19 protein-coding genes are annotated in these 23519 nt (G+C 35.2%); 6 read left to right on the top strand and 13 right to left on the bottom strand.

Annotated features, from left to right (window positions below):
- The first annotated feature begins 57 nt into the window (after nt 1–57).
- The 4 genes from BBI00_RS10045 to BBI00_RS10030 all read left to right on the top strand — a co-directional run bounded on the left by BBI00_RS10045 (nt 58) and on the right by BBI00_RS10030 (nt 3363).
- A complete protein-coding gene (locus BBI00_RS10045; RefSeq protein WP_065398638.1) occupies nt 58–630 on the top strand; it encodes a helix-turn-helix domain-containing protein in 573 nt (190 codons plus the stop codon).
- A gap of 87 nt (nt 631–717) precedes the next feature.
- Nucleotides 718–2205 carry a serine hydrolase gene (locus BBI00_RS10040; protein ID WP_065398637.1) on the top strand — a complete coding sequence of 496 codons (1488 nt, stop codon included), beginning with the start codon at nt 718–720 and terminating at the stop codon, nt 2203–2205.
- A 97-nt stretch (nt 2206–2302) separates the two neighbouring features.
- A complete protein-coding gene (locus tag BBI00_RS10035; protein ID WP_065398636.1) occupies nt 2303–2881 on the top strand; it encodes a Crp/Fnr family transcriptional regulator in 579 nt (192 codons plus the stop codon).
- Between the two features lie 59 nt (nt 2882–2940).
- Nucleotides 2941–3363 (top strand): GNAT family N-acetyltransferase, encoded by a 423-nt coding sequence (locus BBI00_RS10030; RefSeq protein ID WP_065398635.1) that lies wholly within the window; start codon nt 2941–2943, stop codon nt 3361–3363.
- A gap of 75 nt (nt 3364–3438) precedes the next feature.
- Here the strand turns inward: BBI00_RS10030 and BBI00_RS10025 are convergent, their stop codons facing one another.
- The 6 genes from BBI00_RS10025 to BBI00_RS09995 all read right to left on the bottom strand — a co-directional run bounded on the left by BBI00_RS10025 (nt 3439) and on the right by BBI00_RS09995 (nt 11721).
- Nucleotides 3439–3984 (bottom strand): hypothetical protein, encoded by a 546-nt coding sequence (locus tag BBI00_RS10025; protein WP_065398634.1) that lies wholly within the window; start codon nt 3982–3984, stop codon nt 3439–3441.
- Nucleotides 3985–4106: 122 nt separating this feature from the next.
- Nucleotides 4107–5240, bottom strand: a complete 1134-nt coding sequence (locus tag BBI00_RS10020) for a 1-acyl-sn-glycerol-3-phosphate acyltransferase (RefSeq protein WP_065398633.1) — start codon at nt 5238–5240, stop codon at nt 4107–4109.
- A 508-nt stretch (nt 5241–5748) separates the two neighbouring features.
- The gene (locus BBI00_RS10010) at nt 5749–6069 is read right to left on the bottom strand and encodes a GIY-YIG nuclease family protein (RefSeq protein ID WP_065398631.1); all 321 of its coding nucleotides are present in this window, start codon (nt 6067–6069) and stop codon (nt 5749–5751) included.
- A 901-nt stretch (nt 6070–6970) separates the two neighbouring features.
- Entirely contained in the window at nt 6971–8239 is a 1269-nt protein-coding gene (locus BBI00_RS10005) for an McrC family protein (RefSeq protein WP_065398630.1), read from the bottom strand.
- 6 nt (nt 8240–8245) lie between these two features.
- Nucleotides 8246–10441, bottom strand: coding sequence for an AAA family ATPase (locus BBI00_RS10000; RefSeq protein WP_065398629.1), 2196 nt, complete (start codon nt 10439–10441; stop codon nt 8246–8248).
- Nucleotides 10442–11211: 770 nt separating this feature from the next.
- Entirely contained in the window at nt 11212–11721 is a 510-nt protein-coding gene (locus tag BBI00_RS09995) for a hypothetical protein (protein ID WP_065398628.1), read from the bottom strand.
- Between the two features lie 277 nt (nt 11722–11998).
- Between BBI00_RS09995 and BBI00_RS09990 the strand changes: the two genes are divergently transcribed.
- Complete coding sequence (locus tag BBI00_RS09990) at nt 11999–12409, top strand: helix-turn-helix domain-containing protein (protein WP_065398627.1); 411 nt, start codon at nt 11999–12001, stop codon at nt 12407–12409.
- Between the two features lie 44 nt (nt 12410–12453).
- On the opposite strand, the gene BBI00_RS09985 is transcribed toward BBI00_RS09990, so the two are convergent.
- From BBI00_RS09985 to hsdR, 3 genes are read right to left on the bottom strand one after another with little or no spacing between them, the layout of a single operon-like run.
- Nucleotides 12454–14532: a restriction endonuclease subunit S gene (locus tag BBI00_RS09985; protein WP_065398626.1), complete on the bottom strand. Its 2079-nt coding sequence runs from the start codon at nt 14530–14532 to the stop codon at nt 12454–12456.
- Complete coding sequence (locus tag BBI00_RS09980) at nt 14532–15977, bottom strand: class I SAM-dependent DNA methyltransferase (protein WP_065398625.1); 1446 nt, start codon at nt 15975–15977, stop codon at nt 14532–14534. The genes BBI00_RS09985 and BBI00_RS09980 overlap by 1 nt, the downstream gene beginning before the upstream one ends.
- A gap of 36 nt (nt 15978–16013) precedes the next feature.
- Complete coding sequence (hsdR, locus tag BBI00_RS09975) at nt 16014–18389, bottom strand: EcoAI/FtnUII family type I restriction enzme subunit R (protein ID WP_065398624.1); 2376 nt, start codon at nt 18387–18389, stop codon at nt 16014–16016.
- A gap of 263 nt (nt 18390–18652) precedes the next feature.
- Here hsdR and BBI00_RS09970 point away from each other — a divergent pair, with 263 nt between their 5' ends.
- Nucleotides 18653–19273, top strand: a complete 621-nt coding sequence (locus BBI00_RS09970) for a hypothetical protein (protein ID WP_065398623.1) — start codon at nt 18653–18655, stop codon at nt 19271–19273.
- Nucleotides 19274–19400: 127 nt separating this feature from the next.
- On the opposite strand, the gene BBI00_RS09965 is transcribed toward BBI00_RS09970, so the two are convergent.
- The 4 genes from BBI00_RS09965 to BBI00_RS09950 form a co-directional block, all read right to left on the bottom strand.
- Nucleotides 19401–20360, bottom strand: a complete 960-nt coding sequence (locus tag BBI00_RS09965) for a Fic family protein (RefSeq protein ID WP_185116323.1) — start codon at nt 20358–20360, stop codon at nt 19401–19403.
- Between the two features lie 74 nt (nt 20361–20434).
- Complete coding sequence (locus BBI00_RS09960) at nt 20435–20986, bottom strand: hypothetical protein (RefSeq protein ID WP_065398621.1); 552 nt, start codon at nt 20984–20986, stop codon at nt 20435–20437.
- Nucleotides 20983–22233 carry a condensation domain-containing protein gene (locus BBI00_RS09955; protein ID WP_065398620.1) on the bottom strand — a complete coding sequence of 417 codons (1251 nt, stop codon included), beginning with the start codon at nt 22231–22233 and terminating at the stop codon, nt 20983–20985. Before BBI00_RS09955 ends, BBI00_RS09960 begins: the two co-directional genes overlap by 4 nt.
- The gene (locus BBI00_RS09950; RefSeq protein WP_065398619.1) at nt 22230–23501 is read right to left on the bottom strand and encodes a condensation domain-containing protein; all 1272 of its coding nucleotides are present in this window, start codon (nt 23499–23501) and stop codon (nt 22230–22232) included. Before BBI00_RS09950 ends, BBI00_RS09955 begins: the two co-directional genes overlap by 4 nt.
- Between the last annotated feature and the right edge of the window lie 18 nt (nt 23502–23519).

Genomic DNA, 23519 nt, shown 5'->3' with positions numbered 1-23519 from the left:
AGTGAAAAACGTAAATTAGCCTCACAAAATCAATAGAATTTTCTTCAAAGCAATCCAATGTCTAAATTAAAAACTTTAAGGGAACAGAAAAACCTTACCCAGGAAGAATTATCAGAAAGATCAAAAATTTCTGTACGTACCATTCAGAGGATAGAATCCGGAACAGAACCTAAGGGACATACTTTAAGAGCTTTGGCACAAACTCTGGAAATAGAAGAATCTTTATTACTGCAGGATGAAACCATTATTTCCCCGGAAAATAACGGAATAAAAACAGAAACCACGGAGGGATCTGAAACCATCAGCTATTCCCGGATTAAAATGATCAATCTTTCCTCCTTATTATTTGTAGTAGCACCGCCGTTAAATATTCTGGCTCCCTTTCTGCTGATGTTTCTGACGAAGCAGAGGAACAGTCTGACCAAACAGATTATCTCCCTGCAGATGTTTTGGACTGCTATGGCGCCTATTGTATTTATGATCGGCATCTTTTTAAAGCTTGGAAAAGAGTTTACCCTTATTCTGATGATCCTTATTGCCCTGTCTAATGTATTCATGATACTTAGAAATGCTGCTGAAATTGACCGTAAAAAGAAATTGTATTTTAAACTGAAATTCAGTATGTTATAAATTTTGTCGGGGCTTTGTCGGGTTTTTGTCGGGTTCATTTTTATTTGAAAAACAAAATGAAATTGAATCTTTGTCAAAAAAATAACAATGACAAAATCAGCCCGGCTTATCCTTCTCTTTTTTATTCTGCTGATGACCATAGTTCATGCACAGGCAGAAAAAACAGATCCCCTTTACAAAACAATTATGTCAAAAGACAGCCTGTTTTTTTCAGCAGGTTACAATACGTGTAACATCGGAAAAATGGAAAGCATGTTAAGTGACAGGTTCGAATTTTATCACGATAAAGGAGGTTTTGAAGACAAAAAGAAATTCATCATTGATTTTAAAAACGGGTTGTGCAAGTCTCCTGAAACTTACCGGTTAAAAAGAGTTTTAATAGATAAAAGCACTCAGATTTATCCCATGTATAAAGAAGGGAAAATATATGCTGCCATTCAGAATGGAGATCACTTGTTTTATGAAAAGATAGGAGATCAGGCTGAGAAATTAGTTGGGGAAGCAAAATTTACCCATCTGTGGATCCTGGAAAATGCAGAATGGAAACTTAAGAATTCGTTGAGTTTTGATCACCATCCTAAACAGACTACTGACAGTGAAACAATGTTCGATAACGATCTGTCGATGCAAAGCTGGCTGAAAGAAAATAATATTCCAACCCTGGGATTAGGAATTATTGAAGGAGGAAAACTACAGCAGGTAAAAGTTTTCGGAGATACCAAAAAAGGAGTTTCAGTCCCTCAAAATGCTTATTTTAATGTAGCTTCTCTTACCAAACCTGTCACAGCAATGGTTGCATTAAGGCTGATAAGCTCAGGAAAATGGAAACTGGATGAACCTTTAGATGCATACTGGACAGATCCGGATATCATCAATGATCCCAGACATCAGAAACTGACAACCAGAATCATCCTGAGCCACCAGACCGGTTTTCCCAACTGGAGATGGATGAATGATGATAAAAAACTGAACTTTCAGTTTGATCCCGGTACAAAATACCAATATTCAGGAGAAGGTTTTGAATACCTTAGGAAAGCCCTCGAAAAGAAGTTCGGAAAATCATTGGACCAACTTGCAAAAGAACTTATTTTTCAGCCTCTCAAAATGCATAGCACCAACTATATCTGGGATCAGAATACGGATGAGAAAAAATTTGTAGCCGGGTACAACGAAAAGGGAAATGCCTATCCAATTGAGAAAATTAAAACAGCAAATGCTGCCGATGATCTGCACACCACGATTGAAGATTACGCCAATTTTATGATCAGCGTTATGAAAGGAAAAAACCTGAAGCCGGAAGTCTTTCAGGAAATGATCAGAAAACAGGTAAAAGTAAAAGAGGATAAATATTTCGGGTTAGGGCTGGAAATCTATGACTTTGGCAAAGGCGAATATGCTTTATCCCATGGCGGAGCAGATCAGGGAACCAGATGTATTGCCATTGTACTGCCTGGTTCGGGAAAAGGGATTGTGATATTTACCAACGTAGACGACGGTTACAAAGTGTATGAAAAACTGGTACTTCATTATTTAGGAAAGCAGGGACGGAAAATTATTGAGATAGAAACTAAATGATTTTATAATGGTCTGCAACTGTAAAAGATATGATCCGCCATTATCATTGTGTATCTTTGAAAGATTTTAAACCGAGATGTTTGCATAATTTTATCAGATGCTTTTAGAAAAATTATTTGAAGAGTTTAAGGTAGATATCAATCCCTTTAGTCTAGAAGAGTCTACTTTGTTTGATCAGTATTTTGAACAGATCATCGTCAGGAAAAATACATTTCTGATTGAGGAAGGAGAAACAGAGAAATATAGCTATTTTGTGCTTGATGGCTTATTAAGATGTTGGATCGTTAATCATAAAGGAGATGAGCAAACCTTTTGGTTTTGTAAAAAGGGAACCTTTTCATTGTCGAATATATCATTTACACTACAGGAAAAGTCTGCTTTTAATGTACAAACGATGGTAGACAGTATTCTCTATAGGATAGATAAAAAAAATGCTGAAGAGCTATATTCTGCTATTCCCGGGCTAAAAGCCGTTTTTGATGACCTGACGGCCATATTACTGAATAAAATCCTGAAAAGAAATATTGACCTGATCAAGTATTCGCCCGAACAGTATTATCTGCAGATGATGGATGAATATGGTGTTACATTAAATTATATACCCCTGAAAGATATAGCCTCTTATTTGGGAATAACCCCACAGGCATTAAGCAGAATACGTAAGCGTATTTTTTAACCTGGGTTCAGTGTTTTAGACAGATAAGTTCTCACCTTTGTAATTCTAAATTTACAATTATGATCAGAGAAATTAAGGAAACAGATTATCCGCGTCTGATAGAGATCTGGGAGAGTGCAGTGGTGAACACCCATGATTTTCTTAAAGAAGAAGACTTTGTATATTATAAAAAACAACTTCCTGTTTATTTTCAGCATGTCACCCTGTCAGGGTTTGAGCAGGAAGGGATTTTAGTCGGATTTCTAGGAGTTGCGGAAGGAAACATTGAAATGTTGTTTGTAGACAATGACTATAGAGGAACTGGAATAGGAAAAAAATTAGCAACCTACGCAATATCAGATTTACAGGTGACCAAAGTGGATGTGAATGAGCAAAATGCCCAGGCTGTTGGTTTCTACAACTATATAGGTTTCAAAATCCTGAGGAAATCCGAACTGGATGGAGAGGGGAAAGAATATCCTGTTCTGCATATGCAACTGTAGCCGCTGGCTAAAGAGAAAATCCCTGCTTTCATTTATTTTGAGAGCAGGGATTGTTTTTTTATATACAATAGGAATCTATCTTACTTTTTCCAAAAGATAAAGTTTGGCTCCAGAAAACGCCAGTTTAGGCATCAGGTTTCCTTCCAGCACCATCGTTTTATTATTTACATCAATCACAGAAATATAATTGTTGGAATTGTATTCTATATAATTTTCCTTTTCTTTGGTTAAAGGATTTTTCCCGAATTCCATTTTATATTTTACCCAGTCTTCATCCTGGGAGCTGCAGTGTACCGGTTTGAATTTAGATTTTTTCGCTTTGAAAATAATCTGGTCGAAACTGTCTGTACAATCTGATGTAAAGGAAGCTTCCGGGTTCTGATCTTTGGAAAAATCTTCAAAAGAACCTTTGTAAACCCCTACGATTTTCCATGTTCCGTCTATGCGGTCCTCATCTATTTTCCCTTTCGCTTTGCTTACGGCCCAGCTGATCCCGTTTACTGTTCCTTTTACAGCCTTATAACCTAAATTTACGGCACCCGATACCACTTTTGTAGCTGTTCTTACCACACAGGAATGTAAAATAAACAGGGCTGAGGCCAGTAATACTATTTTTTTCATACTTGTCAAATTTGGTACGAAGATACTGTTTATTTTAGACAGATGATTTTTACTTTCCTTATTATTCCATTGAAAAGCGGTCAGAACTGTCGTTAAAATATAATGATAGATAGTGAGCTAAATCAATTCTCTTCTGCCTTTAATTTATTTACTAAAGGATTTGCATACATTGATAGGAAATATTCCTTAGAAACTGGATCAGACGGATCAATACGCATTTCCAGCCTTCTGATGAACAGTTGTTTTTCCTGTTCCGTATATTGAGAAGCGTAAGTGTCTGTATTGTTGATGAGGTCGTAAGCGATATATTTCGTAGGCCAGAGCTTATAATTTTTAATGATGGAATCGTCAATCACCTGGGCAACAGCCTGCAACTGCTTGTTTTTATTCTCAATCGTAGCGGCAATATCATCCAGTTCCGTATCAATAACATCGCCGGCATGCAGATGTATTCTTTTCTTTTGCCCTAAAATCCCACTGAGTATGGTGTTGAAATCTTCGTTCTTTCCTTTAATGTATTGTTCATCCCTGTGCTGGGCCAGCAGTTGAGGCATTTTTAAGGAATCTGTAGGATCATATTCATAGGAAATGGAGATAGGAACGATCTTTAATGTTTTAAAATAATCGATTAATGACTTGTCTCCGGCTGCCATGGCCAGCATTTTTAACACCCCCTGCTGGGTAGCATCATTACCATCCTTCGCACGGCCTTCACGCTGGGCAATCCATACCGAGCGGTTTTCTTCTTGTAGCAGCATGCTAATATATTCGGACAGGGTTTGTGAGCTTTTTAGCTGATCACGAATTGGCAATCCTCTCTGAACTAAGAAATTACGGTTCAGTTTGGCCAGTATATTCAGGAAATTTCTTTTCACAAGATTGTCTCCAATCGCTGATGCGGTCATCACATAACCTCCTTCCAGCAGTACAAGATTTAGGAGTGAGGTATCCAGCACAATATCCCTGTGGTTCGAAATATAAAGATAAGACGTGTTTTTATCAAGCTTATCGAAACCTGAAGTCGTTAATCCTTCAGAACTCCTGGCAAGAATCTGACGAACGGCATACGCCACAAACTGATGCTGAAAATCACTAATGGAATGCACATTTTTAAACTGTTCCAGCCAAACCTGCTCGTCCACACCGGGAAAAGTAAAGGTCATCAGTGCTTTCATCATCGGATCACGGGCTACACTCTGCAATCTTTCATTCACTTCATGATCATGAAAATACCGGATTTCATCAAACTTCGACATGCTATGGTAAAAATTAAAACTTTTTGCAAAAGAACGAAAATTTATCTGGGGATGGGGTATAAAGGGTGTTAAAGTATTATGAAGGGCGTAGGAGTTGGAAGAATTATCTGGTAAAACCGAAGCTTCCTGTTCCCGGATTCCTACGGAATGACAAACTGTGTAGATAGTCTGAGCGGATAGTTGGTTTGGGTGTGAGCAAATAATATGCGCATCCCTTGTCATTCCGCAGGAATCTAGCCCCTTTTTTACCCCTTTGTTATCCCAATTAAAAACTCCCTATGCCTGGATTCCTACGGAATGACAAACTGTGTAGATAGTCTGACCGGATAGTTGGTATAAAGTCTGTAGCAACAATTATCCATACCTGCATCATATGCGCCCACTTTGTCATTCCGCAGGAATCTAAACTTTTGTTTTTATCACCACCATTTATTATCAAAATTAAAAACTTTCTTTTTTTAGGTTTTTCTAGTATAACAAGATTGGTCATTTCTGCTTGTTAGTAGTATCAAAGCCAACTTTCAAACAAGTAATTCAAAAATTCTAAATTTGGATTTGTTCTTCTTATAAGTTCAAGCTTTTTGAGTCTTGACCAGTTCTTAATTTCCTTTTCTCTTTTAATGGCATGATGTATCCAATCATATTTTTCGTAATAAATTAGGAATTCAAGATTATATCTTGCCGTGAAGCTATTGGGGTTTAGCTTTGTTTTATGTTGATACAATCTCCTGTGGAGGTTTCCTGTAACACCGGTATAAAGTACTGTTCTATTTTTATTGGTAAGAATATAGATATAGTAGGTATATCTTCCTTTTGAAAAATCAATCATTTGTGGTTTGTTTTACAAAAGTTACAAAAAAATATATTCGGTTGTTTTTTTATTGGATTTTAATTAAAATAATCGAAAGAGGAAATTCTAGTTTTATTATCCGAATTAGAAAGCTTTCTGTGTCTGGATTCCTACGGAATGACAAACTGTATGGATAGTCTGAGCGGATAGTAGGTGTGGGTGTGGGTGTGTGAGCAAATAATATGCGCCCACCTTGTCATTCCGTAGGAATCTACGTCCTTTTTTTACTCATTTGTTATCCCAATTAGAAAGCTTCCTGTGTCTGGATTCCTACGTAATGACAAACTGTATGGATAGTCTGAGCGGATAGTTGGTATGGGTGTGTGAGCAAATAATATGCGCCCATCTTGTCTTTCCGTAGGAATCTACGTCCTTTTTTTACTCATTTGTTATCCCAATTAGAAAGCTTCCTGTGTCTGGATTCCTGCGTAATGACAAACTGTATGGATAGTCTGAGCGGATAGTAGGTGTGGTTGTGTGAGCAAATAATATGCGCCCACGTTGTCATTCCGTAGGAATCTACGTCCTTTTTTTACTCATTTGTTATGCGAATTAGAAAGCTTTCTGTGTCTGGATTCCTACGGAATGACAAACTGTATGGATAGTCGGAGCGGATAGTAGGTGTGGCTAGTCTAAGCACACAATTAGAGTGGGTCGTGGGTGTGAGCAAATAATTGGTATTAAGATCTGTAGCAATAATTGTCCATACGTACTTTATATGCGTCCACCTTGTCATTCCGTAGGAATCTACGCCCTTTTTTTACTCATTTGTTATGCGAATTAGAAAGCTTTCTGTGTCTGGATTCCTGCGGAATGACAAACTGTTTGGATAGTCTGAATGAGTAGTTGGCGCGGTAGTCTAAGCGGATCATTTGTCTTATCAATCTTTTAAAATACTTACATCCGAACTGCACGAGCTAATAAAATTGTCTTTTACAAATGATACAATGTTCTCCTTCCACTGCCTGATATCTTTATGGGTAGAAATAAAGGCAATTCCACAGGTAAGCTGATCTGTGAGCTGATCATTTTCTACGGCAGAATAGTCACCTGTAATGAGTTTACTTTCTTCTCCAGGATATACCAAAGCTGTTTTTGCCGCTTTAAAATACCTGTGATAAGCATACATCTGTCTCAGGTCTTCAGGGGATGGAAGATGGCTGCCGTTCAGGTTTTTCCATTTTGTATCCAGAACAATTCTGTTTCCGTTATACTCCAGTACAATATCCGGTTTCATTCTGCTGGAGGCAGTAGCAGATCTCCAGAATTCTTTGGATTGCTGGGCTCTTACTCTGATATCTGCATGTTTTATATTTTTCTTTAAAACTACATATACAAACTGTTCCCAGAGACGGTTCATATCAAACATCAGGGCGAGTACATTATTTCGCCCTCTGGAAACATCAGGATGATAATTAAGTAAGAGCAGTTTTGCTATTTGCAGCGCATTTTCATAATGCAGGTTTTTGCGGTCATAATTAATTTTTTCAAAAGTAGATTCTGTAATTTTCAGATCATTCATTTCGGGAAAATTCAAAAGCAATGTTCCTATTCTGCTGCTCAGATATGGCTTATTATTGGTCTGCTCAATAAGTTTCAGGGCCTTATACAAAATACAATGAATCTTGTGATTCACATCATAATGAGAATATTTTACATAGAATCTCTCTTTATGAACCAGATTCTGTGAGATATGCCTGGAAAACTGAAGTGAACCTTTTAATGTGGTCAGATTTCCTTCCTTTCTGTTATACCTTTTGATAAGTCCCCGGTGCAGCAGATACTCCAGCTCCTTTACATATAATTCAAAATAAAGGTCCAGAACAGATGTGCTTCTAAGTTTTACATCGGCACTGCCGGAAGTTTTAACGTCAAACTCCCAAACGGTTTTTATCATGTCAATCAGTAACTGTCTCCACTCATCTTTTTCGTTGCGGTCTGCCTTTGGAAGAATTTCAATTGTTGTACGGCCTACCTTCAGGATTCCGACATGCTGATTAAACTTCACCCCATTTTTTACAAGACTGAAAAATGGGGTACCGTCACCATGATAATTTTCCAAAGCTGTGTCAAGCTTCATTTTTTTGTGCTCTTCTCTGAAATGAAATGTTTCATGTTCAAACACCACAATGGATTCTGTTGATTTCATCTGAAATTAATTCATTAGTAACTGAACAGCTCTCTCAAATGTCATTTTCACTTTACCTTCTTCAAGGGGAAGTTCATAATTCAAATCAGGTTTTCTGTAATCTATGATTTCATAGGATTCTCTTTCTGAATAATCATTTTCGTAGTCAAAATCTGCAAAAACTGATGCGTTATATTCTTTCTTCCGTATAAACCCTTTTCCCAATACCAATCCTATTTTACCATAATCTCCGAAGAAATATTCCTGTAAAAGCGGAATGATATTTTTATAGAAAGAATCAACTATAGTCTTATCATTTTTTCCCATAAAATAAGCATGCCCGATAGCATGGTCTTTGTCTATGAGTTTTTCAATTCTTTTGTTGATTGTTATCAATAAATTTTTACAATCAATATCAGTGAAGAATTCACTGAAGTACGTTCCATGTTTTATATTTCCGCTGTCTTTATCTGTGTTCATTGTTTTCCAAATACTTTTCCTGTCACTCATCAACTTTGGAGGAACATTTAATAAATCAAATAGCTCTCTCTCCTTTGGTTCATATTCCTCATCTTCCCAGGGATACTCTTTATAATCCCAAAGAAGCTTTTCAATCATTTCAGATGGAGACAGGAGAAGATCAGGTTTTGGAGGCATTTCTTCAAAAGAAAATCTTCTTCTTAATGCGGTATCTAATGCTTCTACGCTTCGGTCTGCAGTATTCATTGTTCCAATAATATAAAGATTGGGAGGTACTCCAAATTTTTCTTTACTGTATGGTAAGGTGATTTCCAGAGATTCATCATTCCCTAAACGTTTGTCTTCCTCAATAAGGGTTATTAACTCACCAAAAATTTGAGATACATTTCCACGATTAATTTCATCGATAATGAGAACAAAATTCTGAAGTTCCGGTTTTTGTGTCTCACTTGAAGAATAAGATAAAAGCTTGTCTAAAATTGAAGGGTAATAAATGCCAACTCCTGTTTTCTTCGGTTCTCGTTTATCATAATAAAAATCGCGCAAAGTATTTATACTTAATGTATGATTACTTGTGCCACTTGATTTTTCAAATTTGATAGACTTTCCGGTGAACCCGAGAATCGTAAATTCGAAACCCTTCTTTGTTAATGAGAATTTAATCTTATTATTTTCATCCCAATCTTCTTTCAACCTGGTGAAGGCTTCTTCAAATGACAATTTTGTAAGGTCTGTTGATTGGGAACTGAGCCAATTATCTTTTGCTTTATCTGCAAGAAGTTTAAAAATGCCGTCTTTTATATCGTAAATAATATTTTTATTTCCATCTTTATCTTCAACAGTTTCGGGTTTTATTCCCTCAATAAAATCTTCATACGACATACTTTGATGAAAAGTGGTGAAAACAATTTGCCCTTCTTCAACCAGATTTCTAAATTCTTCCTTAATCTCTTTTCTGGATTGAAATGAATCAAGATCTGAATTAATAATTTCAACTGCTTTATTGATTGTGTGATATGTTTTTCCTGTTCCTGGGGGGCCAAAAAGGATTTGGTTGATAGGATATTTTTCTTCCATTTTAGTAGTTGCTATTGTATGGGCCATATTATTGAGCTGATTATCAAAAGAGGGTATCTCATCCTTTTTTAACATCCAGAAGAAAATCTGTGCTTTATAAATGTCATCAAACTTGATCAGAGAAAGTGCAGATTCATTTTTTTCGACTACATTTTTAGCACTGATTGTAAGATTAAAATCCGTTTTAAGTTTTTTCTTTAATAGCTCAAAGTGTTTGTAAGAATCTATTGAAGTAAAATGATTGGGAAATAGTGCCCTTAAGAAACGATTGGCAACACTCCATTTGTTTTGGTCTATAAATTCCAGAATTAATTTTAAACAGGTTTTAATATCGTTTTCCTTCAAGATATTATTCAGAGTGGAAAAAGAAGAATTTACCTGAATTAAAATTTCATGTCTCCTGTTTATTGTAATTAATTGTTGGGGAATTTCTGATAAGCCATTATTTTTTCTAAAAAGATAACGGTCTAAAAAATCCTCATTTTCTTCGTTTGTTAAGCTCCGAAAATGACTGTTTAGTTCATTGTAAGAATTGTAATGACCAAGTTGAGCGGCTGCCTTTATTTTTTGGAGTATATCAGAATATTTTTTTAGGGTATGGTACCAATCCCAATTTTCAACATTTGATTTGTTTATAAAATGATTATATGTTTCCTGAATGTTCATGTATGGTTATTTGTTCTTTTCATGTTTATCCTTCAATAAGCAGTATTCAATACTATTATGAATTTTCTGGCTTACTTTTAAACGCAATGATAAGAAAAATCTGAAGTTTATGCTTACGGGAAAACGTAAATTTTCTTTAAGGTCTCCACAAATTGTGCTCAGAAATAGCTTTAGCCCCTTCCAAAGTCCCTCCGGCCCCTTCAACAAGCCTCTGGAGGGACTTCATGAACGGTCTCCACCCCCTTCATGAAGGGGCTCTACCCCCTTACCCAAGGGGGTAGAGGGGGTTGCTTAAGGGGTTCCAGGGGGTTGTATAAGGGGGTGGATACCGTTACCCAAGGGGGTGGATACGGTTGCTCTACTACCTGGAGAGGGTTGGTGAAGGGGGTAAGAGGGGTAAAAATACTGCTGTGATAAACATTCGCACCATTCATCTGGTTTCATCAGTGGCGCAGCCACCATCCCTTTGCTTCCTCGGATTATACATTATATCAATAAAACCTTTGCGAAAAAAGATCTATAGAAATTTTATCGGAGATAAAATCTTAGCGCCTTAAAAAAGTTTACTTAGGTAAGAATTAGCGCCTTTGCGATTTCCAACCTAAAATAGGATAACTACAAAAAAGCACAGTTACGCATTATTTTGTTCAACGCAAGGAGCGCAAAGGACTTTACACTTCTATATGCATTTAACCTAAAAATAGAATACCCACAAAAAAAGCACGTTTTCACGTGCTCTCAGAAATTAGAAAAGGATATTATTTTTAATATTACTCCTGCTGACTGTTGTTTGAGGAAGGAGGAGGTGTTTGAGTTTGTCCCGAAGTCTGTCCCGCTACAAAAAACTGCTTCATCCCTTCATAGATCACATTGGTACCGGGTACATTTTCTTCAGAAAGGTATCTGATGCTCCGGTAGAAACTGATGGCATTGTGATAATTATCGTGATCCAGCAATACCTTGGTGTCGGAAAGCTGCTCTACCAGGGAATCTAATAACTGTAGCCTTTGCTCTATCTGCTCTCGGGCCGTATAATCTCTGTCGAATTCAGCCTTGTCGAGGAAACCGGGAACATGTTGTGTATTTTGTTCCATATAGGTTTTGGCTTTATTCACGAAGAGTTTGTTCTGTTCTGCAATTCTGCCGTATTGCTGTCTCTGATCCGGAGTAAGGTTGATGGTTTTCCCTGTAAGGACGGTCTGGATGTCCTGAATTGCTTTGTCGATGGTTTGTAAATCGCTTTCTGAAAAGCTTACACTGATTAAATTGTCTAGTGCCATGATTTTGTGTTTTTTGGTTGTTACTGTTATCAAATATAGGAAGCATAAGGCATAGAAAAATAGGCTGCTGTAAGATTTTCAGGACGTGTTCATCAGAAAATGAAAACCGGATAATGGGGTTTGTTTTTTACGGAGTTTTGAAGAAAAAAAGAGTGTGTAATGAATGAAATGGTGAAATAGGAGAGGAGGGGCGCTTCCAGAGCTCATAATGTTGTTTTTTAGGCAGCTTTTTTCTAAATATTTTTCTATATTTAAACCTCATAAATGTTGATTTATCATGGAACATAAAATACATCAGGGCCGCAATGTAAAAAGATTCAGGGAAATGCTGGGCATCAAGCAGGAAGCATTGGCTCTTGACCTTGGGGACGACTGGAACCAGAAGAAAGTTTCTCTGCTGGAACAGAAAGAAATTATTGAAGATCCTTTACTGAAAAGAATTTCTGAAGTATTGAAAATTCCGGTGGAAGCGTTTCAGAATTTTGATGAGGAGCAGGCGGTGAATATTATTTCTAATACGTTTGATAACGGTTCTTTCTTGAACACAGGACATACTCCTACTTTTAACGTAAATCCTATTGAAGAAATAAAAAAGTTACATGAAGAAAAGATGGAACTTTATGAGAGGATGCTGAAGGAGAAGGATGAGATGATGGTGAGGCTGGAGAGGTTGATTGAGAAGGGATAACTTAAGATATAGAAAAGGTTCAGCACGTGCTGAACCTTTTCTGTTTATTGTTTGTCTATATATTTTCCAAATCCAGTAGGTTCTAAACCTTCTTTTTTAATCCATTCAATGCTGTAATCTAGTTTATCAAGAAATTTTATTTTTTGAGCATCCCAAGCGAGAAAATCTTTTTTCAATTCTTCGTTATCGATTATTTCTCCTTTTATTAATCGATTATTCCAAACGGCGTACATGGTAGAAATCATTTCACAAAACTCCATAGGTTTATCATTAAATTTCTTTAATAAATTATCAATGTCCTCTTTCTGATCTTTGAATTCTGTTGTAAAAAAAGAATTTATTTGTTTCGCACCAGATAAAGGGAGGTAATTCACTTTACTCTTATCTGAATTCTTTAGCTCTTCCTTTTTGCTATCATATAGCTTATTTCTTCTCAACAGATTTTCAATATCATTTTCTAGGTTCTTAGAATAAGGACCTGCCGTTTTTTTATAATATTGAAGCGGAGTTTCTAATCTGCAATGATATTCTGCAAGGTGAAGTATTTTCTGAAGCTTAGTTCTTCCGAAATCTGGTGTATGGAGCTCTTGAATAATATAGGAAGCTAAAATTGCAGTATCATTATTATCACAAATTTTATTAATTTTCAGCTGAGGTTTAGATTTTTCTTTTCCTTCTAATGCTTCCCTTAAAACTTGTTGTAAAAGCATTTCATTATATTGTTTACTTTCTTTGATTGAATTTTCTAGGTCCTCACAATATTGCATTAATTCATTTAGCTTTAATGTTATACGTTTTTGGATTTCAAGTGGAGGAAGAGGAATTAGAATATTCTTAAAAATAACTAATCCAACCATATTAGGAATCGCAGAACCCCATGCTTTATCAAAAATATGAGTTTGCATGTATGGACCTTTAAATAAATCTATAAAATATTTATTTGTAATACTTTTTTTATGCAAAGTAATTCTCATTAATGCTTGATTAATAATCCCTTTCCTAGAATTTGGTGGAAGTTCAGCAATTCTTCCTAGTGTTGCTCCTGAACAGCTTACAATTAAATCTCCTGGAAAAACTTCAAAACTTTTTAGTTCTTTAAATTTTTCCTCACTTATAAAATAATCTCCTAATAGATGATTGTTATATATAGCATTACGTTGCTCATAAACCTTAATGCCTTCTTTAACAAAAAAACTTTTTTTTAAAGCGCTTCCAAACGGTCCACGTCTGAACTCTCCCAGCTCTCCTAATCTACACCAAACCCAATTGTCAGGAATATCAAAAGGTATTTCATCTTCTGAAATTGGAGGTAATGGCTTAGATTTTTTAATTTTCTTTTCCTTAATTAGTTGGCTTTTTTCTGCTTGTATTTCAGCTAATAAATCTGCTCCTGTTTTTCCATCAGAAGTTTCATTACTTACTAATTTTCCTTGTATGGCTTCACGAAGAAATGCTTGACGCATTTTTTCGATAGTTTTTAATTGAATTTTCAATTCAGAAGAGGTCAAGAAACTAAGATTATATAATGAGTTAACTTTTTGCTTTTCTTTAGAAAACAATTGATTTGAAACAATTTGATTTTGTTGTTCTAAATCACATAGTGGAATTTTTACCTCTTTTAATTTTTCTGCATTTACGTTTGGAATGGCAGCTCCACTTTTCAAATCAAATATTTGATTCCAAAATAAATATGAATTTAAAAACATATTTATAAATTCAATATTAGCCTTTTCATTTAATCTTAATCTAATAAGATAACTTGCATAAACAGATTTTTCTGGACAATCTTTAACTATAAAACTTTTCCCAACTGTTCCTCCGGTTCTAGTAATTAATATATCATTATATTTTAGTAGAAATTTTTTATCATTTTCACAGTTGCAGAATGGGACAGTTTCCCAATTAACACCATTAGCTTTGATATCTGTTATTCTTACTAGTTTATGACTACCTTCAGCTAATGCTGAGGCTGTAAAACCATATTGTGTAGATTCTAAATAGTGTTTTAACTTAACTGTCTTATTGGTTTTAAATAACTCAGCGAATACTACAGAGTTAGATATTTGATTTTCTATATCCGATTTTTCTGTAATAAAACTTATTGGAAAATATTTAATATCCATTAATCTATCGCTTTTTTAAGTTCCTTTAAAAATTGATTGGTCTTAATTAAAGATTCAGAAAATTTCATTATTAATTCTGAAGAAGAATATTCATACACTTCTGCTACTTTATTAGGATTTTTAATATCTAAATCAAAATTTCTTTCCTGTAATGTTTTAATATCAACTTTCCAACAAACTTCACTTTCTATACGATTATCCCACCATGTTCTGATAGGATCAAATTCGGATTCTTTTATAGGTTTGGTTTTACTATAAGATTTTTGTCCTTCTGGAAGGCGATGCTCATAATACCAAATTTCTTGTGTTGCGAAGTCAGCCGTTTCATTATTATGATGTACTTTATCAAAGAATAATAAATTGGTTGCTACTGTTGCATATGGTTGAAATACAGAATTGGGTAGACGAATAATAGTGTGTAAACGACAATCCTTTAATAGCTTTTCACGTACACGTTGCTTTACTCCATCCCCTGTAAGAGAACCATCTGGTAATACAATACCAGCGCGACCACCAACTTTTAATAAATGAATCATTAAAATTAAAAATAGATCTGCAGATTCTTTTGTACGATAATTTTGAGGAAAATTGTTTTCATTATTATTAGCAACAATTCCACCAAAAGGAGGATTGGCCATGATAATATCTACACGTTGTTTTTCTTTATATTCACTTAAAGATTGATCTAATGAGTCTCTGTAAGTGATATTGGGAACTTCAATATCATGTAAAATTAAGTTAGTTGTAGCCAATAAATAGGGAAGTGGTTTATACTCCCAACCAATAATACTGTCTTGTAAAAGTTGTCTGTCTTCAACAGACTCAACTTTTTTAGAAATACTATCAATTGCAGCAGTTAAATACCCTCCCGTTCCACATGCCGGATCAAGGATTTTTTCTCCTAATTTCGGATCAAGAACATGGGTGATAAATTGTGTAATAGCACGAGGAGTATAAAACTCTCCCGATTTACCTGCAGATTGAAGATCTTTTAATAAACTTTCATATACATCACCAAAAGCATGACGATCTTTAGTGGAATTAAAATCAATTTCATTGAGTTTATTTAAAACTTTACGAATATTGATTCCACTTTTCATGTAGTTGTTATTTCCAGCAAAGACTTCGTGAACAATAAGTGCACGTCTATTTCCCGTACTTAAATCCAAATCTCTTAAAGCGGGAAATAAATCTCTATCAATAAAATTTAGCAATTCATCACCCGTTATTCCTTCATCATCCGCAGCCCAATTATTCCAGTGATATTGTGCCGGAATTGGAGATTCATAATTGTCATATAGTAGTTCTAACTCATCTTCTTTATCACAAAATACCTTAAAGAAAAGCATCCAACCTAACTGCTCTAAACGTTGTGCATCACCATTTAGACCAGAATCCTGCCACATGATTTTTCGGACGCTATCTACTATCCCTGATATACTCATTTTCTATTTAATCTTTTATATAATCTCAAAAGCTTACTAAGCGATTGAGTAAATTTCTTGTTCTAATTCTTTAAGAGCATCTAAGTACTCATTTCGTCCACCAAAATTTTTGATTATTTCTTTTGGTGTTCCTAATTCATCAATGGGTTTTAATTTTAAAACTTCCATTGATTCTATATTTTCGATTCCTTCATCAGCATATTTGTCAACTAATGCTTCCAGAACTTTTCTTGCCTGATCTCCGTATTTAGAAAAATAATTTCTTTTCTTAACGTTATTTGCTCTTTCTTTTCTAGTAAGAGGTTTTTGATCGAATGCTACATGACAGATAATATCAAAAAGATCACATTCTTTATTTACTGCTTCTAAAAGATCTGCTACAGGAATTCCTTGTTCATGAATTTCTTGAATAATGGCATCTTTTCGGTCTGAGTTTGTCCATACATTCAGGAAATTATCTAATGTTGAAAATTGCTCCTGAATTAACTGCTTTGAATAGTCTTTCAAACTGATGGTTACTGGCTTCCCATTTTTATCAAAATACAATTCTCTTGTATTAAGAATAGAAACATCTACACCATTGACATATACTTTTGAAGGTTTTATCTTTTTCTCAGTGTATGGATCTTCATTATTTGGATCTGAAGCTTTAGTATTTTTATTTACATCTTCATTTGATTCCTGTTCATTAGAATCGTTTTCACCTTCGAAATCCCCATTTAGTTTTTCATCTTCATCAATAATTTTTATACGTTCAGGGTTTCCGTCAAACATGGGATCAGCAAATAAATCCGTAGCATTACGGAAATCTAAAATTGTAAAGTATAGCTTTCCAAACTCTTCGTTTACACGTGTACCACGTCCAACAATCTGCTTGAATTTAGTCATAGATCCAATTTCTGTATCTAAAACTATTAACTTACAAGTCTGAGCATCTACACCTGTTGTCATTAATTCAGAAGTTGTGGCTATAACTGGATATGTCTGTTCCGGATCAATAAAATTATCTAGCTCTCTTTTGCCCTCATCATTATCTCCTGTAATTCTCATTACATATTTATGATTTTGTGCAACAAGATCAGTATTTAAAGTAGCTAAAGCGGAACGCATTCTTTCAGCATGATCTACATCTCTGCAAAATACTATGGTCTTATTAAATCTATTAGTGCTCTTTAGAAATTCAGTTACTTTATTTGCTACTTTTTCTGTTCGTTCATCAATGACAAGATTTCTGTCATAATCTTTTCTATTGTAAATACGATCTTCAACGGTATTTCCTTGTTTATCAGTTTTATCTTTTTCTGGTCTCCAACCTTCTGCATCAACGCTTACTGTTACTCTAACAACTTGATAAGGAGCTAAAAAACCATCATCAATTCCTTGTTTAAGAGTGTAAGTATAAACTGGATCTCCAAAATATTCAGCATTACTTACCTCTTCTGTTTCTTTTGGAGTAGCAGTAAGCCCAATTTGAGTAGCTGATTTAAAATATGTTAATACCTCTCTCCAAGCAGAATCCTCATTTGCACTTCCTCTATGGCACTCATCAATTACAATTAAATCAAAGAATTCAGGACTAAATTGCTTAAATATATTTTTATCTTCTTCATTACCTGTTAATCCTTGATAAATGGCTAAATAAACTTCATAAGATTTATCAACTTGTCTCTTTTGAACAATAGTCATTTTATCTCGGAAATGCTTAAAATCCCCTCTTTTGGTTTGGTCTATTAATGCATTTCTATCGGCAAGAAACAGAATTCTTTTCTTCGATTTTGACTTCCATAATCTATGAACAATTTGAAAAGCAGTATAAGTTTTTCCTGTTCCAGTTGCCATTACAAGTAAAATTCTGTTTTGGCCTTTTGCAATAGCTTCTAACGTAAGATTGATTGCATTTTGTTGATAATATCTAGGTGTCTTCCCGGAACCATCAAAAAAATAATCCTGTTCTACAATTTGTTTTCCCTCTTCAGTTTTTACTTCTTTATATTCTAAATATTTATTCCAAAGTTCCTCAGGAGATGGAAAATTCTCCAACTGAATTTCAGTTTCAATATTTTGTTTATTCGTTTTATCATGAAATAAAAATGAATCTCCATTAGTAGAGAATACAAATGGAAGATTAAGAATATCAGCATAATTTAATGCTTGTTGCATTCCAGATCCTACATTTTGGTTATTTTCTTTAACTTCAATAATTCCTATTGGAATATTGGGTTTATAATATAAAATATAATCTGCTCTTTTCTTTTTACCTCTGGTAGATAGTTTACCTTGCACAATAATTCTTCCATCTGTAAAATTTACTTCTTCTCTGAATTGTTTAAATTTATCCCAACCCGCATTTTCTAGAGCAGGAGTAATATATTTTGTGCATATGTCACGTTCTGAAAAGAGTTTTTTGTCCATTTGAGTTTGTATTGGTTAATAGAATTTGGATATTAGATTTGTATTCAAATTCTTATAAAATTTATAAGCTTCTAATATCCTTGTATTTTTACATATCTTAATATTCATCAAAAAATTGATCAAATATAGGTATTTATTTCTCTTCTATTTTTGCTTTGTTATGTGTTTCCGTAATAAAAAAAATATGTTAGATATTATATTTGTTTATTCATTTATAAATAAAATTATTACATTTTGAAAATAAAATTTAAAACACAATTAATATGATAAACGGACTATTTAATTTTTTTAGTGATTATGATAAACTTTTCTATTGGTTATTGTTGTTAACAAGTTGGTTTTTATCGGCTGATATTGTAGCTGTACTCTTTTTAAATAAATCAGTTGAAGAAATTTTTACTATGAGTAATATTAGTGATATACTTATAGTTTTTATTTTTCATATAATATTCATTCTTACTTCTTCAATAGTTTACAGATTCTTCGCTTTCATAAGTTTATTCATTCCTAAAGTTTTTATTAGAGAAAATGACTTTGATTATAAAAAAGGATATTATAGTTATTCGGAGATTCTTAATAAGGCAGTTCAAACTAACAATCAGACGATGTATAATTTTTATAAAGATTGTAAAAATGGAGCTAGCAATAGAGAGAATAGAAAGTATCTTTGTTTTACCACAATTCTGTTATTTATTTTGGCTCTTGTATTAGAGGATAGCTACTTAAGATTAGCCTACGAAAACTATAAAAATGGAAGTTTACTGAAAACAATTATAATTTCAATAATCGTACTTTTTGATTTACTTGGTTTATTTGTTATATTTCATGAAGAGCATGATTTAGAGTATACGAGTATCAAGAAGGAAGAAATTACTAATAAATAATTAAACAGCAAAATGATTAATCATTTTAGCCTTTACTTTTGAATTGATTTATACTGTTATAATCCTCCTACACACCCACCTGCTCAGTCTCCACTAGCAGATAACCAAAATCATAAGCATTATAACATCATTTTTTAAACCAATATTCTGTCAGTCTCTGTTCTCCGGATTTTAGTAAAATACCCTGTTCAACAGCCCATTTCAGGTCTCTGCTTGCTGTAGGAGCAGAAATGCTCCTAAAGTTCTGCATATAGTCTTTCCTGCTGAACTTACTTTGCTTTACTTTCTCTTTAAATAAGAAAATTCTGTCTTCTGTATACAGTGTTTTGTTTTGAGAATGAAGAAGTTCCTGTAAAGATTCGAGGATAATCCCCAACATAAATTCTATAAAAGGAGTAGAATTGCCTTTTTTATCAGATTCTGATAAGGTATGATAGTATTCGGCCTGTCTTTGTTTGATGAGAACTTCTACGGGCAGATATTCAAATACAGGATATTGCTGCATCAGAATCAAGGTCTGCCAGAGCCTGCCCATTCTTCCGTTACCATCTGTAAAAGGATGTATAAATTCAAACTCATAGTGGAAAACACAGCTTTTAATTAAAATCAGGTCTTTGTCTTTTTTCAGATAAGCAAAGAGGTCTTTCATCAATCCTTTTACCATGGTGCCTCCCGGTGCTATATGTTCTACTTTTGAACCTTTAATGATTCCTACATTAGTGGTTCTTAACTTACCAGGATGAGCAACCAGTCCTTTCATCAGAATAGAATGCGCTTTTTCCAGGTCTTTTAAGTGATAAGGATTCAGCTGATTGATTTCTTCATATACCTGTATCGCATTCTGAACTTCAAGAATATCTTTTTGAGGAGCAATAACTCTTTTATTTTCCAGTAAAGCAGTTATCTGTTCTTCCGTAATGGTATTTCCTTCAATTTCCAGGGAAGACTGAATGGTTTTGATCCTGTTCTTTTTCCTTAATTCAGTGACAGGTTTATACAGATGTGAAGCATTGATTTCTCCTATCTTTTCAGAAATAGAAGCTATTAAAAATAAAATGGTATCTGTAATGGTATAGGGAGGTTTCATATCCTTGATAATATCATATGATACTATCAAAGATAGAGATTTATATTAAAAATAGAGGGGTTTACTAAAATAAACTATGTATTTAAGTCAACAGCCACAGTCTGCCTTCTCCTACACATCCACCTCCTCAACCTCCACACCGGCAAATACACAAACACCACAGACAACACTCCTGCCAATATCCCCACAACAACAGCCATCGCCGTTGCATCCAACTTATAATCCTTAGAAAAATTATACTGCCCTAAAAAAAGCATCGCTAAAACCAAAGAACAGGTAATCACGCCATGTAGAATACTCAGCTTGGTCATTAACTTTTTAATATTCAACTGTTCATCTACGGTAAATTCAATAGCGCCTTGTTCGGCGGCATCGGTTACTCTTTTGATGATGTCTATGGTGAGGACAACGGGGAGAAACAGGGCCATGGGTAGGGTAAGGCGGGCCAGATTTTGTTCACCGGAGAAAAAATGGGTGTAGCCTAATTCTTTGAAGCTGGCATAGGCAATGATGAAATTGAAAAATACATTCGGAAGGACATAATAAATCGTACGCTTGATGAGAAAGCGTTTAAGGGTAGTTTTTTTGAGCTTTTTGGGCGGCCTTGGCTTAAATTTCAATTTCATGAGGTGGTCATTAGCGCTATAGCTTTCTCTTTTATTTTCGCGGCTTCCGCTTTGGGAAGGAAGTCTTCGTTGGACAAAAATATAAAATCCATCTGATGGTTGTAGGTACTCGTCACCAAAGTGTTTGAGTTCAGCCACGGGAAGGCTACCGTAGGACTGAAAATAGTTTCAATGCTGAAGTTTTTGTACTCGTTCGGGATATTGATCCTGCCCATATTGGAGAGGGTTACATCATGGCCACCATTGCTTGATTTAAGCATGGAGATCATACGGTCTACAATTGGGTGCATCTGTTCGCCCATCCACAGCAGTTCGCGGGCTTCCATTTTTCCTATTTTCTGAGTAAGGTCTTCTTTAATCTGTCTGGCATTGTTCAACAGATCGGAACTTCCTTTTTTAATAGCAAGATCTACCGTTGGAGCAAAGGCAAATAAATGATCTTCTTTGATCTCCGGAATAAAATGACGCACATCTACCGGACTGATGACTTTCCCTTTGGCTTCTTTCCCTTTCACTTCCCGGAAGGCCTGCATAAAGGCAGAACAAAGCAAAGTATGTACGGAAATGCCATTGACTTTACATTTTTCAGTGATTTGGGACGTTGTGGCCTTATCCAGCTTTTGGTGAAGAACATAGTCTTTTCCAAGGTTTCTCTTTTTGCTTTTCTGTTGCAGCATAAAGAAGAACCTGGCAAAGGTCAGATAAAGTCTGGCTTTGAATTTTTTACTTTTTACATTAAAGTTGGAAGGGAGAAATTCATCCACGGAAGAGAAAGGCTCATAAGGTTCCAATTCTAAAGAAGGATCATCCAAAAGCTGAAGAAGTTCCTTCATTAAAGTCACTCCGGTGGTTCCGTCTGAAATGCAATGAGGGATGGCCCAAAAGACTTCAGAAACATCCTGTCCTCTTACCCATACTACACGGGCAAGCGGTGTTTTCTCTTCCTCAAACAAGATTTTCCATTCTTTCTGAGACTCGGTAAGCCAGTCTTCATCTGTTTTTCTTTCTACAATGCGGAGTGGGATAGGAGCGATGTCTTTTTCTTCTATAAAAAAGGGGTATTTCTCGCTTTTAGAGTCGATAACCACTCTTAGCAACGCATGTTTCTGCTGGATTTTTTCCAGAGCCGTTTTAAAATTCTGCTCCGGAATTTCTCCTTTTATTTTCGCTGCAAATATGCAGTTTACAGGGGTTTCGGGATCTACATACATGATCCTTTCTACCATCATTAGTTTTCTTTTGATCATGATACGGCGATATATTCCAGTTGCAGCTTAATAATCTTCATGATTTCATCACGGATGGCCAGGGCATCGGTATACGGTAAATAGCCTTCACTTCCTACAAATGAAAAATCCATTTTCCCACGGTACGTAGAAACTACCAGTGTGGTGGTATTGCCCAGCGGACCAATCACAGACGGACTGAAAATAGTATCTACCGAAAATTCTTTATACTCATGAGGAATCTGAATGCGTCCCAGATTGGAAAACATACAGTCATTAGAGGATTTTCCGTTCTTTAAAAGTTTGGTAAAATTATTCAACGCATCATGACCGGATTCCATCACCATCATGGTAATATAAGGGTCAAGTTTAGAAGTTTTACGTTCTACAGAGGCCTGCATCGCATGTAAATTCTCTATAAAGCTCAGCTTTTCATTGGCAGAAACTACGATCATCAATCCAAAAGCAAAAATATGATCGCTTTTAACCTGGGTAGCAAAACGTCTGATGTCTACAGGGCAGGACACTTTATTGAAAGCTCCGGCTCCTTTTACTTTTTTGAAAGCCTGAAGCAAAGCAGCACTTAAAAAGGTGTTCACCGTAGCCCCATTGGCTTTGCAATAGGAAATCAGCTGCTGGCTTACCGTTTCATCTATTTTCCAACTGATTAAATAGTCATTTTGACGGTCAATAGATTTTTTGCCGGTAGGAATAACCTTAATGGCTGTAGCCGCTAATCTTCCGATGAATCTGGCCTTTAATTTTTGCTTTCTGCTGTTTAAAATATTCGCCGGAACTACGTCCTCAATACCTAAAATAGGGCTTTCTATCCCAATATCAGTCTTTGGATTATCCAATACCTTTAAAAATTCGTAGAGAAAAGCCATTGCAGAACCACCATCGCATAAACAATGGTGGAACGCAAAAAGCATGTCAGAAACGTCTTCCCCCTTGATCCAGACAAACCGGATAAGAGGTAATTTTTTAGGATCGAATAAGGTATTCCACTCCCTTCTGGATTCTTCCTGCCACTGATCTTCTCCTTTTCTGGCAATAATTCTTACCGGAATGGAGATCGGGTTTTCAGGAACATCAAACCAGGGGATATTTTGATCATCGTGAGCAATAAGTGCCCTTAACCACGGATGTTTTTGCTGGATCTGAGCCAAAGCCTGCTGGATATCCTTCAATGCAAAGGTACCTCTGAGCCTGAAAGGGATCACCGCATTGAAGGGTTCTGTTCCGTCTCCCAGTAACATTCGTTCGCCAAATAACAATCTTCTTTTCATATGTAGATTTATGGCTTT

It is taken from the genome of Chryseobacterium arthrosphaerae (genome assembly GCF_001684965.1).
Taxonomy (GTDB): Bacteria; Bacteroidota; Bacteroidia; order Flavobacteriales; family Weeksellaceae; genus Chryseobacterium; species Chryseobacterium arthrosphaerae.
This window is presented reverse-complemented; position numbering and strand designations above follow the sequence as displayed.